General features: G+C 71.2%; 12 protein-coding genes. 11 read left to right on the top strand and 1 reads right to left on the bottom strand.

All coding sequences use genetic code 11. From position 1 onward, the window contains the following. Positions 1-60: 60 nt before the first annotated feature. The 3 genes from HD593_RS18010 to aspS are packed head-to-tail and all read left to right on the top strand — an operon-like array spanning position 61 to position 3,783. The gene (locus HD593_RS18010; protein ID WP_185103248.1) at positions 61-741 is read left to right on the top strand and encodes an MBL fold metallo-hydrolase; all 681 of its coding nucleotides are present in this window, start codon (positions 61-63) and stop codon (positions 739-741) included. Next, positions 741-2,003 carry a histidine--tRNA ligase gene (gene hisS, locus HD593_RS18015; protein ID WP_185103249.1) on the top strand — a complete coding sequence of 421 codons (1,263 nt, stop codon included), beginning with the start codon at positions 741-743 and terminating at the stop codon, positions 2,001-2,003. Before HD593_RS18010 ends, hisS begins: the two co-directional genes overlap by 1 nt. Before the next feature lie 43 nt (positions 2,004-2,046). Beyond that, positions 2,047-3,783: an aspartate--tRNA ligase gene (aspS, locus tag HD593_RS18020; protein ID WP_185103250.1), complete on the top strand. Its 1,737-nt coding sequence runs from the start codon at positions 2,047-2,049 to the stop codon at positions 3,781-3,783. Positions 3,784-3,839: 56 nt separating this feature from the next. Here aspS and HD593_RS18025 read toward each other — a convergent pair whose 3' ends face one another. Beyond that, on the bottom strand, positions 3,840-4,754 hold the full coding sequence (locus HD593_RS18025; protein WP_312903533.1) for a peptidylprolyl isomerase: 915 nt from the start codon (positions 4,752-4,754) through the stop codon (positions 3,840-3,842). 169 nt (positions 4,755-4,923) lie between these two features. On the opposite strand from HD593_RS18025, the gene HD593_RS18030 reads away from it, so the two are divergent. The 8 genes from HD593_RS18030 to ruvX all read left to right on the top strand — a co-directional run bounded on the left by HD593_RS18030 (position 4,924) and on the right by ruvX (position 12,773). Further along, entirely contained in the window at positions 4,924-5,403 is a 480-nt protein-coding gene (locus tag HD593_RS18030; protein ID WP_185103252.1) for a DUF2231 domain-containing protein, read from the top strand. Positions 5,404-5,525: 122 nt separating this feature from the next. Beyond that, a complete protein-coding gene (locus HD593_RS18035; protein ID WP_246547984.1) occupies positions 5,526-6,770 on the top strand; it encodes a replication-associated recombination protein A in 1,245 nt (414 codons plus the stop codon). 197 nt (positions 6,771-6,967) lie between these two features. Then, complete coding sequence (locus HD593_RS18040; RefSeq protein ID WP_185103254.1) at positions 6,968-7,723, top strand: cyclase family protein; 756 nt, start codon at positions 6,968-6,970, stop codon at positions 7,721-7,723. A gap of 211 nt (positions 7,724-7,934) precedes the next feature. Further along, on the top strand, positions 7,935-8,738 hold the full coding sequence (locus HD593_RS18045; RefSeq protein WP_312903534.1) for an oxygenase MpaB family protein: 804 nt from the start codon (positions 7,935-7,937) through the stop codon (positions 8,736-8,738). 85 nt (positions 8,739-8,823) lie between these two features. Next, on the top strand, positions 8,824-9,225 hold the full coding sequence (locus HD593_RS18050; protein WP_185103256.1) for a DUF948 domain-containing protein: 402 nt from the start codon (positions 8,824-8,826) through the stop codon (positions 9,223-9,225). After that, positions 9,222-9,455 (top strand): hypothetical protein, encoded by a 234-nt coding sequence (locus tag HD593_RS18055; protein WP_185103257.1) that lies wholly within the window; start codon positions 9,222-9,224, stop codon positions 9,453-9,455. Before HD593_RS18050 ends, HD593_RS18055 begins: the two co-directional genes overlap by 4 nt. A 164-nt stretch (positions 9,456-9,619) precedes the next feature. Continuing rightward, the gene (gene alaS, locus HD593_RS18060; RefSeq protein WP_185103258.1) at positions 9,620-12,292 is read left to right on the top strand and encodes an alanine--tRNA ligase; all 2,673 of its coding nucleotides are present in this window, start codon (positions 9,620-9,622) and stop codon (positions 12,290-12,292) included. A gap of 1 nt (position 12,293) precedes the next feature. Then, entirely contained in the window at positions 12,294-12,773 is a 480-nt protein-coding gene (ruvX, locus tag HD593_RS18065) for a Holliday junction resolvase RuvX (RefSeq protein WP_185103259.1), read from the top strand. The last annotated feature ends 60 nt before the right edge of the window (positions 12,774-12,833 follow it).

Consider the following 12,833-nt stretch of genomic DNA (forward strand, 5'->3'; position numbering starts at 1 on the left):
CCGCACCGGTACCCTTCGGTTACATTCCCATTGGCTTTTCGACGAGATCACCTGAGGCAGATGCTCATCGCAGGCTTCCCCGCAGGGGCCTTCCAGACCAATTGTTACGTCGTCGCGCCCGCGGCCGGCGAGGAGTGCGTGATCGTCGATCCAGGTCAGGACGCGACCGAGGGCGTCGACGAGCTGCTGCGCGAGCACCGGCTCAAGCCCGTCGCGGTCCTGCTGACCCACGGCCACCTCGACCACGTCTGGTCCGTGGCCCCCGTGTGCGGCGCGCGCGACGTGCCCGCGTGGATCCACCCCGACGACCGCCACCTGCTGAGCGACCCCGCCGCGGGCTGGTCCGACACCAGCGCCTCGCTGTTCGGCGGCATCACGCTGAGCGAGCCCGACGACGTGCGCGAGCTGTCCGACGGCGCCGTGCTCCAGCTCGCCGGCCTCGAGCTCGTGGTCGACCACACGCCCGGCCATACCAGGGGGTCGGTGAGCTTCCGGCTGCCCGGCGACGAGATCATGTTTTCGGGCGACCTGCTGTTCGCCGGCTCCATCGGCCGCTCCGATCTTCCCGGCGGCGACTACGCGACGATTCTGCGCAGCCTGGCTACCAAGTGTCTGCCGCTGCCTGACGATACGGTCGTTCTGCCGGGCCACGGACCACAGACCACGATCGGCCGCGAGCGCGCGACCAACCCGTACCTCAAGGAAGCAGCGCCGCACGCCGGTCCCACACGAGGGATCTAATGAGCTTCCAAGCACCCAAGGGCACCTTCGACTGGCTGCCGCCCCGCTCCGAGCGGGTCCTCGCCGTACGCGAGGCACTGGCCGCGCCGCTGCGCGGGGCGGGCTACGGCTACATCGAGACGCCCGTCTTCGAGGACACGCAGCTGTTCGCCAGGGGCGTAGGCGAGTCGACCGACATCGTCACCAAGGAGATGTACACCTTCCCCGACAAGGCGGGACGCTCCCTGACGCTGCGCCCCGAGGGCACCGCCTCCGTCGTGCGCGCGGTGCTCCAGCACAACCTGCACAACGGCCAGCTCCCGGTCAAGTTGTGGTACTCCGGCAGCCAGTTCCGCTACGAGCGCGCCCAGAAGGGCCGCTACCGCCACTTCTGGCAGGTCGGCGCCGAGGCGCTCGGCTCCGAGGACCCGGCGCTCGACGCCGAGCTGATCGTGCTGGCCGTCCGCGGGTTCGCCTCGCTCGGGCTCCAGCGCGTCAAGCTGCTGCTCAACTCCCTGGGCGACAAGAACTGCAGGCCCGCCTACCGGGCCGCGCTGCAGGAGTTCCTGCGCGGGCTCGACCTCGACGAGGACACCCGGGCGCGCATCGAGATCAACCCGCTGCGGGTGCTCGACGACAAGCGGCCCGAGGTGCAGGCCCAGCTCGCCGGCGCGCCCCTGGTCGTCGATCACCTGTGCGCGGCCTGCCGGGCCTACCACGAAGAGGTCCGCGGCCTGCTGACCGCCTGCGAGATCGCGTTCGAGGACGACCCGCGGCTGGTGCGCGGGCTCGACTACTACACGCGCACCACGTTCGAGTTCGTGCACGACGGCCTCGGCTCGCAGTCCGCCGTGGGCGGCGGCGGGCGCTACGACGGGCTCAGCGAGATGCTCGACGGCCCGCCCCTGCCCAGCGTCGGCTGGGCGCTCGGCGTCGACCGCACGTTCCTGGCCATGGAGGCCGAGGGGCTGCTCGGTGAGGACACCGCGCCCAGGCGTGTCCAGGTGTACGGTGTCCCGCTGGGTGACGACGCGCGCCGCCGCATGTTCCTGCTCGTCGAAGAGCTGCGTGAGGCGGGCGTCAGCGCCGACATGGCCTTCGGCGGCAAGGGTCTCAAGGGCGCGATGAAGGGCGCCGACCGCTCGGGCGCCGCGTTCGCGCTGATCCTGGGCGAGCGTGACCTCGCGGCCAAGGCCGTGCAAGTGAAGGACCTGGGCACCGCCGAGCAGACCGAGGTGCCGCTGGACCAGGTCGTCGACGTCTTGAAGGAGAAGGTGAAGTGATCGGCTCGCCTTCCTCCCCCTATCCGTACGAAGGGAAAGTGCAGTGATCCGCACGCATACCGCCGGGTCGCTCCGTGAGGAGCACGCCGGGCAGCAGGTGACGCTCGCAGGATGGGTGGCCCGCCGCCGTGACCACGGCGGCGTCGTCTTCATCGACCTGCGCGACGCCTCCGGCTCGGCGCAGGTGGTCTTCCGCGAGGAGGACCACGCCCACGACCTGCGCGCCGAATACTGCGTGCAGGTCGTCGGCCAGGTCAGGGTGCGCCCCGAGGGCAACGAGAACCCCGACCTGCCGACCGGCGCGATCGAGGTGGTGGCCGAGCGGGTCGAGGTGCTGAGCGAGTCCGCGCCGCTGCCGTTCCCGATCGAGGGCAACGTGGGGGTGTCGGAGGAGGCGCGGCTGAAGTACCGCTACCTCGACATCCGCCGCCAGCAGGTCGCCAACGCGATGCGCACCCGCTCCAAGGCCACCTACCTGGCCAACGAGGTGATGAACGAGCTCGGCTTCGTCTACGTCGAGACGCCCACGCTGACCCGCTCCACGCCCGAGGGCGCGCGCGACTTCCTGGTGCCGGTGCGCCTGCAGCCCGGCAACTGGTACGCGCTGCCGCAGTCGCCGCAGCTGTTCAAGCAGCTCCTCCAGGTGGCCGGGCTCGAGCGCTACTACCAGCTCGCCAAGTGCTACCGCGACGAGGACCTGCGGGCCGACCGGCAGCCGGAGTTCACGCAGATCGACGTCGAGATGTCCTTCGTGGACCAGGAGGACGTCATCGAGGTCGGCGAGAAGCTGATCGGCCGGCTGTGGAGGGAGATCGCCGGCTACGAGCTGCCGACCCCGCTGCCGCGCATGACGTACGCCGACGCCATGGCCCGCTACGGCTCCGACAAGCCCGACCTGCGCTTCGGCCAGGAGCTGGTCGAGATGACCGAGTACTTCGCGAACACCTCCTTCCGCGTCTTCCAGGCCGACTACGTCGGCGCCGTCGTCATGCCCGGCGGCGGCTCGCAGACCCGCAAGGAGCTCGACGGCTGGCAGGAGTGGGCCCGCTCGCGCGGCGCCAAGGGCCTGGCGTACGTGCTCGTCCAGGAGGACGGCACGCTGGGCGGCCCGGTCGCCAAGAACCTGTCGGAGGAGGAGCTGTCCGGCCTGGCCGCCAAGGTGGGCGCCGAGCCCGGCGACGCGATCTTCTTCGCCGCCGGCGCCAGGAACGCCGCCCGCGACCTGCTCGGCGCGGCCCGCCTGGAGATCGGCCGGCGCTGCGACCTCATCGACGAGTCGCTGTGGTCGTTCCTGTGGGTCGTGGACGCCCCCATGTTCGAGGAGGACGGCGAGGGCGGCTGGACGGCCGTGCACCACCCGTTCACCGGCCCGAAGCCGGAGTGGGCCGACAACTTCCAGGACCACCCGGGCGAGGCGCTGGCCTACGCCTACGACATGGTCTGCAACGGCATGGAGATCGGCGGCGGCTCCATCCGTATCCACCGGGCCGAGATGCAGCAGCGCGTGTTCGACGTGCTCGGCATCTCCAAGGAGGAGGCGGAGAGCAAGTTCGGCTTCCTGCTGGAGGCGTTCAAGTACGGCCCGCCCCCGCACGGCGGCATCGCCTACGGCTGGGACCGGATCTGCATGCTGCTGTCCGGCGGCGACTCGATCCGCGACGTGATCGCGTTCCCGAAGACGGCCTCCGGCTTCGACCCGCTCACGGGCGCGCCGACGCCGATCACGGCCGACCAGCGCAAGGAGGCGGGCGTGGACGCCCAGCCCAAGACCGAGGCGTAACGGTCATGTGAAAGGGCCGGGGCGGCAGCCGCCCCGGCCCTTTCGCGTGAGGTCCCCTACTTCAGGATGACCTTCTTGATGACGATCGGGATCTTCGGCGCGGTGGAGCCGCCGTCGCCCGTGATGTCGTCGGGGTTGGTGATGACGCCGCCCTCGGCGACCTTGTCGATGATCTCAAGGCCGGACTTGACCACGCCCAGCACCGAGTACACCTGCTCCAGCTGCGTGTTCTCGTCCGACATCGAGATGGCGAACTGGCTGCTGTTCTGCCCTGCGGCGTCCAGCGGCTGGGTCAGGAAGACCACGCCCCTGCTGTACGGCATGACGTCCACGGCCTCGTCCCCGAAGACGTAGCCGGCGTTGCCCTGGCCGTCGGTCTTGTTCTTGCCGTCGGCCTTGGCCTGCGGGTCGCCGCACTGCAGCAGGTACAGGCCGGAGGTCTCCGGCTTGGCCAGGCGGTGGCACTTGTTGCCCTCGTAGAAGCCCTTCTTGGCGAGGAAGGCCATCGAGTTGACCGAGCACGGGGTGGCGTTCGGGTCCACGTCGATGACGATGTCACCGTGGTTGGTCTTGATCGTCATCGTCGAGAGCTTCATGTTCGGCTTCTTGGGCGGCAGCCCCACGTACTTGTGCGGGACGGAGCTGTCGCGCTTGTACGTGCAGGTGACGTCCTTCGCCTGCTTGGGCGTGGAGCTGGGCAGCGCCGTCGGGAGGACGGGCGAACCCGAGGGCGAGGCCGAGGCGGAGGGCGTGCTTTCGGCCGCCGCGTTGCTCGCTCCGTCGTTGCCCACCAGGGTGGTCGCGGCGAAGATGCCGCCGGCGACCACGACGACGGCCACGGCCGCGCCGATGAAGGTGTTCCGCCTTGCCTTGGCGCTCTGCTCGGCCGCGCGCTTCGCCTGCCGTTCCTTGTGCTCCCGCGCCAGCTCTTTCTGGCGGTCCTCTTCGTTCTGGCGGTCGTCGCCGCTCACCGCTATGTCCTCTCGTCTTTGCCAACGCATGACCAAACAACTCCGCGAATGCTACCGGCCTCCGATATGTGACGGACGTAAGTGGCGAAAGCCGCACCTGCGACTGTTGTGATCGCGAACCTTATGGTGTCCGCAAACGTAGTTGAAATGAGCACTAAGGAGGCGCCCCATGTTCGACCAGATCCTGGGCCTGCCGGCCCACCCCCTGATCATTCACTTCGCCGTGGTGCTGACCCCGCTGCTCGTCGCGGTGGCGGTGGCGTACGCGCTGCTGCCGCGCTGGCGGGCGAACGTCGCGTGGGCGGTGGTCCTGCTCGCCCTGGCCACGCCGGCGGCCGTCTTCGCGGCCAGGCAGAGCGGCGAGAGCCTCAAGGCGGCCCGCTTCGGCACGGCCGAGGGCGAGATGGCCGCCCGCATCTCCACCCACCAGAGCTTCGCCACCCCGCTGCTGATGTCGGTGCTCGGGCTGGGCGTCGCGGCCCTGCTGCTCGTGTACGCCACCCGCCCCTCCCGCGACTCCGTCGGCCGCGACCGGTTCGGCCGCCCCGTCTCGATGATCCTCTCGGCGCTGACCGTGGTGCTGGCGGCCGTCTCCGGCTACTTCGTCTTCCAGGCCGGCGACTCGGGCGCCAGAGCGGTGTGGTCGTGACGGGGACCTGGCGCGGGTGTGACCCGGACCGGCGGGTGCGCCGCAGAGTGTAATCTCGCGTTGTGGATAGCCTGTTCGACTCGGCGGCTGAGGAGGCCACCCCCCAGCCTCTCGCGGTGCGGATGCGCCCGCGCACGCTCGACGAGGTGATCGGCCAGCGGCACCTGCTCGGCCCGGGCACCCCGCTGCGGCGCCTGGTCGAGAGCGAGGCTCCCATGTCGCTGTTCCTCTGGGGGCCACCGGGCACCGGCAAGACCACGCTCGCCTACGTCGTCTCCAACGTCACCAAGCGCCGCTTCGTCGAGATCTCCGCCGTGTCGGCGGGCGTCAAGGACGTGCGCGCCGCCATCGACAACGCGCGCCGCGAGCTCGGCATGACGGGCCGCCAGACGGTGCTGTTCGTGGACGAGGTGCACCGCTTCAACAAGGCCCAGCAGGACGCCCTGCTGCCCGCCGTGGAGAACCGCTGGGTCACCTTCATCGGCGCCACCACGGAGAACCCGTTCTTCTCGGTCATCTCACCGCTGCTGTCGCGCTCGCTGCTGCTCACCCTGGAGTCCCTGTCGGACGACGACGTGCGCGCCGTCCTCCAGCGCGCCGTGTCCGACCCGCGCGGCCTGGCCGGTCGCGCCACCCTCGCCTCCGAGGCCCTGGAGCATCTCGTACGCCTCGCGGGCGGCGACGCGCGCCGGTCACTGACGTACCTGGAGGCGGCGGCGCTGCTGGCCGACGACATCACGGTCGAGGTGGTGGAGAAGGCCGTCGACAAGGCCGCCGTCCGCTACGACCGCCAGGGCGACCAGCACTACGACGTGATCAGCGCGTTCATCAAGTCGATGCGCGGCTCCGACGCCGACGCCGCGCTCCACTACCTGGCCCGCATGATCGAGGCCGGCGAGGACCCGCGGTTCATCGCCCGCCGCATCGTCATCTTCGCCTCCGAGGACGTGGGCATGGCCGACCCGACCTGCCTGCAGACGGCGGTGGCCGCTGCCCAGGCGGTGCAGCTCATCGGCCTGCCCGAGGGGCAGATCAACCTCGCGCACGCCGTCATCCACTGCGCGATGGCGCCCAAGTCCAACGCCGTCGTCAAGGCCATCGGCGCGGCGATCGGCGACGTCCGCAAGGGCCTGATCGGGCAGGTCCCCGGGCACCTCCGCGACGCCCACTACCCGGGGGCGGCCAAGCTCGGGCACGGCGACGGGTACAAGTACCCGCACGACTTCGAGCACGGGCTGGTGCGGCAGGAGTACGCGCCGGAGCAGGTGCGGGAGCGGCGCTACTACGAGCCGACCCGGCACGGGGCCGAGGCGCCGGTGGCGGAGCGGTGGGCGAAGATCCGCGACTTCCTCCGCAAACCATCCTGACCCCGCCCGCTCCACCGACGCACCCGGCCCACCGTAATCTCGCCCCGCTGCCCGGCTCGCCCCGCCACCCGGCTCGCGCTGCCGCCTGGCGCGCGCCGCCATCCGGCGCCGGGTCGGCGGGGTGGGGTGCGGTGGAGTGCGGCGCAACGTGTACGGCGGCGGTGGCCGGGGGCGGGGCGCGGTAGGTTGATCGGGACATGACCGAGTACCGTGCCTCCTTCGACGCCGCGATCGCCTTCAGCAACGGCGGGGATCTCACCGTTCACGGCTTCCGGGTCGACCTGCCCGGTCCGGACGCCTCCGAGGCCGACATCGCGGCGCTGTTCGTGGCGTCGCTGGGCCTGCTCATGACCGACACCGTCCGGCTCACCGACGTACGGATCTTCCCCGAGCCGCACAAGGGCACCAGAGGCGGCCCGTCCGACCCGCGGCACGATCGGCAGCCGGCGTCAGGCGAAGGGCGGGGGAGGCTGGTCGAGCTCAACCACCTCCCGCAGGAGGGCGGCACGTACCTGGAGGCGCCGGGCGGCGATCTGGGTGGCGTCGAGCTGGACAAGGCGGTGGATCTTCCCGCCGTGGTGGTGCGGGTGACGGGGGCGCGGCGCAGTCCCATCGGGGTTGGCTCGCTGGCTCCGTTCGACGTGCGCGACCACGCCGTGCTCCTGCACACCGGCGTACGCGAGGGCCACTGCCTGGCCGCCGACGCGGCCGCGTGGCTGGTGGAGCACGGTGCGGTGCTGGTGGGCACCGACGCCGACGGGCTCGACGACTGCGCCCGCGAGGCCCGCCCCGCCCGCGAGTCGCTGCTCGCCGCGGGCATCCCCGTGGTCGAGCGGCTGACGGGGCTGGAGCGGCTCCCACCGACCGGTGCGCTGTTCACGGCCGCGCCCCCGCGCCTCCTGGGCGTCGGCCGCGTCCCGGTCCGCGCCTACGCCCGCCTCCCGATCAGCTGACCCCGCGCGGTCCGCGCCCGCCCTCGCCTTCCGATCGGCCAGCCGCGTCCCCGCCCCGCCCGTCTCTCACCCCCGTAACCACCCCATAACGCTTCGCCGTCGAATCGTGCAAAGTCGTACTAAGCAAGCGATCGCTGGGAATCACCACCATGTGAAGGCAACGGTTACCCCCGGCGGCGGCCTTTTCGGCCCACGGTCGATCACCTGGCGAGTGCACACCGAGACCCCGGCCTGGCCGGCCGCCGTACGCGCCTTCCAGCTCCAGTCCCTGCACCCCCGCACCATCCGCGGCATCGCCCAGAACTGCCTCCTCGACGACCCGGAGGTGGCCCGGGCCCGGCTGCGGCGGCAGCTCGACTACCTCGCCGTGCGCACGTTCGGCACCCGCGAGCAGGCCGAGCACGCGGCCGAGCGGGCGCGCCGGGTGCACGCCCGCCTCATCGGCCTCGACACCGACACCGGCACCCTGTTCAGGGTGAACGAGGAGGAGAACCTGCGCTGGGTGCACTGCGTCGAGGTCTCCTCGCACCTGGACGTGGCCAGGCGTTCCGGCGTGCGGCTCACCGCGGCCGAGCGCGACGCGTACGTGGCCGAGCAGTGCCGCAGCGCCCGCCTGGTCGGCCTCGGCGACGTCCCGGGCGACACGGGGGAGCTGGAGGTCTACCTCGACGGCATGCGCCCGTACCTGTCGGCCACCGACGAGGCGCGCGACGCGCTGCGCCGCAGCCTGAGCCCGCAGCTGTCGCTGAGGCTGGCGTTCGTCGAGCCGCCGCTGGCGCTCGGCTCGTTGCCCGCCGTCGGCGCGCTGGCGTTCGCGACGCTGCCCGCGTGGGCCAGGCAGATGTACGGCTGCGGCGGCCACCGGGCGGCCGAGTACGCGGCGGACCTGGCGCTGAGGGGCCTGCGCACGGCGGCCATGGCGCTGCCGGAACGGCTGGTGGCGCCGGAGATCAGGGCGGCACGGGGGCTCATGCGCGCGGTCACGGAAGTGCCAGGGGCCGACGTGGCGGCCTGATCAGGGGCGCGCTCGCCACTAACGTTGTCGCTCGAACGCGATAGGGTCTTGCCGTTCCGGCCCAGCATACGAGGGAGATGAGCGGATGCTTACCGCTGGAGAGGTAGCCGGGCTGATCGCGGCCACGGGCTGGGTGGTCCTGGTCTGCGTCATGGCCATGGTGCTCGTCAAGCTCGCGAGGCTGCTCACCGAGACCACCAAGGCGGTCTCCGACCTGAACAACCGCCTCGCACCGCTGCTCGACGACATGAGCGTCACGGTCAACGAGACCAACAGGCAGCTGGTCGCCGTGGAGGCCATCGCCAAGGACGTCAAGCAGGTCAGCGGGCACGCGGCCAAGCTGAGCGCGGTGACGCAGACCATCTTCACCGGCCCGCTGATCAAGGTGTCCTCGCTCGGCTACGGCGTGCGGCGCGCCATCGAGGCCCGCCGCGTCAACCGGCCCCGGGCCCGCGTGAGACAGCGGCAGCAGGGGCGAGTGCGATGATAAGAAGGCTGTTCTACCTGTCGCTCGGCGCGTTCCTCGCCTTCTGGGTGATGCGCAGGCTGCAGGCGTTGCATCCCGATCACGTCGCGCGCAGGACCGCCGACGGCGCGGCGGGGATGCTCCGGAGGGTGAGAGACTTTACTTCCGACGCGTTCGGCGAGGCCGCGGAGCGCGAAACGGAGTTGCGAGCGCGCTTCGGGCTCGACAACGCTGAGGACAGCAGCCGCTGAACGCGGCGGGCCACCGGAATCGGTGACCGCCGCCGATGGCGCCCGCCGGTGACGGCGGTGCCGAGGGCGGCACGTGCTGCGGCAGCGTCGCCGAAGCCGGCGATCGCCAACGCTAGAAGACAGCCAACGCCAGAAACAACTGACTACAGCAAAGGATGGCCACCATGGAGTCGGCAGAGATCGCGCGCCGCTTCCTGCGCTTCTTCGAGGAGCGTGGGCACAAGGTAGTGCCCTCGGCCAGCCTGATCGCTGAGGACCCGACGCTTCTCCTGGTCAACGCGGGTATGGCACCGTTCAAGCCGTACTTCCTGGGGCAGCGAAAGCCTCCGGCGCCACGGCTGGCCACCGCGCAGAAGTGCGTGCGCACCCCCGACATCGACGAGGTCGGCAAGACCACCCGGCACGCGACGTTCTTCCAGATGCTGGGCAACTTCTCGATCGGCGACTACTTCAAGGCGGAAGTGATCCCGTTCGCGTGGGACCTGCTGACCAAGTCCGAGTCCGAGGGCGGCTTCGGCTTCCCCGAGGACAAGCTGTGGGCGACGGTCTACCACGAGGACGACGAGGCGTTCGAGATCTGGCGTGACAAGGTCGGCCTGCCCGAGCACCGCATCCAGCGCCGCGGCCTGGAGGACAACTACTGGCACATGGGCGTGCCCGGCCCCGGCGGCCCCTGCTCGGAGATCTACTACGACCGCGGCCCCGAGTACGGCAAGGAGGGCGGCCCCGTCGCCGACGAGGACCGCTACCTCGAGGTGTGGAACCTCGTGTTCATGCAGTACCAGCTCAGCCAGGTCCGCTCCAAGGTCGACTTCGACATCGCGGGCGAGCTGCCGAGCAGGAACATCGACACCGGCATGGGCCTGGAGCGCATGGCGGCGATCCTGCAGGGCGTCGACAACATCTACGAGATCGACACCACCTACAAGATCCTCGACAGGGCGGCCGAGCTCACCAAGACCCGCTACGGCCGCGACCACCGCGCCGACGTCAGCCTGCGCGTGATCGCCGACCACGTCCGCACCGGCACCATGCTGGTGGCCGACGGCGTGCTGCCGAGCAACGAGGGCCGCGGCTACGTGCTGCGCCGCATCCTGCGCCGCTCGATCCGCAACCTGCGGCTGCTCGGCTCGGGCGACGAGCGCTACATGCACGAGCTGACCGACGTCGCGATCGGCGTCATGGGCGAGCAGTACCCCGAGCTGCGCACGGACGCGCCGCAGATCCACTCGGTCATCGACGCCGAGGAGGCGTCGTTCCTGGGCACGCTGCGCACCGGCACGGCGATCTTCGACGTGGCGGTCGAGGAGACCAAGCGCAAGTCCGGCACCACGATCTCCGGCGACCAGGCGTTCAAGCTGCACGACACCTACGGCTTCCCGATCGACCTGACGCTGGAGATGGCGGCCGAGCAGGGGCTCCAGGTCGACGAGGAGGGCTTCCGCCGCCTCATGAAGGAGCAGCGGCAGATGGCGAAGGCCGACGCCGCGGCGAAGAAGACCGGCAACGCCGACATCTCGGTGTTCGGGCAGCTCCTGGAGGCGGCCGGCCGGGTCGAGTTCCTCGGCTACGACCAGACCGAGGCCGACACCAGCGTGGTCGGCATCCTCGTGGACGGCCTGCCCGTCCCCGCCGCGGGCGCGGGCACCACGGTCGAGGTCGTGCTGCAGCGCACCCCGTTCTACGCGGAGGGCGGCGGCCAGCTCGCCGACCAGGGCGTGATCCGCACCAGCGGCGCCGAGGTCGAGGTGGTCGACGTGCAGTCGCCGCTCGCGGGCCTCGTCGTGCACCGTGGCAAGATCCGCACCGGCGAGCTGAAGGTCGGCGACGAGGCGCAGGCGGAGATCGACCTCGAGCGCCGCCGCGCGATCTCGCGCAGCCACAGCGCCACCCACCTCGTCCACCGCGGCTTCAAGAACGCGCTCGGCGAGACGGCGGCGCAGGCCGGCTCGGAGAACTCGCCCGGCCGCTTCCGCTTCGACTTCACCTCCGCGGGCGCGGTGCCGCCGAGCGTGCTGCGTGACGTCGAGGACGAGGTCAACGCCGTGCTCGTCAACGACCTCAAGGTCAACGCGTTCTACACCTCGCAGGCGGAGGCCAGGGCGATGGGCGCGCTGGCGATGTTCGGCGAGAAGTACGGCGACGAGGTCCGCGTGGTCGAGATCGGCGACTACTCGCGCGAGCTGTGCGGTGGCACCCACGTGCACAGCTCCGGCCAGCTCGGCCTGGTCAAGGTGCTCGGCGAGCAGTCGGTCGGCGCGGGCGTGCGCCGCGTCGAGGCGCTCGTCGGCCTGGACGCCTTCCGCTTCCTGGCGCGCGAGAGCGTGCTGGTCGCGCAGCTCACCGAGCAGCTCAAGGCGCGCCGCGAGGAGCTGCCCGAGCGCATCGACGGCATCGTCACCCGGCTGCGCACGGCGGAGAAGGAGCTGGAGAAGCTCCGCTCGGCCCAGGTGCTCCAGGCGGCGGGCGAGCTGGTGTCCCAGGCTCGTGACCTGCAAGGTGTCTCCGTGGTGACACACCGCGCGCCTGATGGAACCGGCGCCGATGACCTGCGTAAGCTCGCGCTTGATGTGCGTGGCAGGTTCCCGGCCGACAGGCCGGCGGTCGTCGTGATCGCCGGTGCCCCCTCCGACCGGCCGGTGGTGGTTGCCGCGGTCAACGAGGCGGGGCGCGAGCGGGGGCTCAAGGCCGGACAGCTGGTCGGCGTCGCCGCCAAGGCTCTTGGGGGTGGCGGTGGCGGCAAGGACGATGTCGCACAGGGCGGCGGAACGCGGCCGGAGGCGATCGGCGACGCGCTGCGCCTGGTCGAAGAGGCGATTTCCGGGCAGCTCGGCTGACATGAGGTTCGGTTCACGGATCGGCGTGGACGTCGGCTCCGTACGTGTCGGCGTGGCCCGCAGCGACCCCAGCGGGCTGCTGGCCACGCCGGTCGAGACCGTCAGGCGGGGCAAGGGCGACCTCGACCGCATCGCCGCGATCGTCGCGGAGCACGAGGCGATCGAGGTCGTGGTGGGGCTGCCCACCTCCCTGTCGGGGCGCGAGGGGCAGGCCGCGGGGCTGGCGCGCGAGTTCGCCGTCAAGCTGGCGGCGAAGCTGGCGCCCACGCCCGTACGGCTGTTCGACGAGCGGCTGACGACGGTCGCGGCGCAGCAGGGGCTGCGGGCCAGCGGCGTGCGGGCCAAGAAGCAGCGGGGCGTCGTCGACCAGGCGGCGGCCGTCGTGCTGCTGCAGGACGCGCTCGACTCCGAGCGCGCCACGGAAAGACCACCAGGCAGGCCCGTCGAACCGCCCACAGCGGCCGACGGACCTGCCTCATGAGCGGGCGGACGACGGGGGTCCGTCCCGCTGGGACGCGCCGGGCGGGCGAGGCGGGACGTG

This window comes from Nonomuraea rubra (genome assembly GCF_014207985.1).
Classification (GTDB): domain Bacteria; phylum Actinomycetota; class Actinomycetes; order Streptosporangiales; family Streptosporangiaceae; genus Nonomuraea; species Nonomuraea rubra.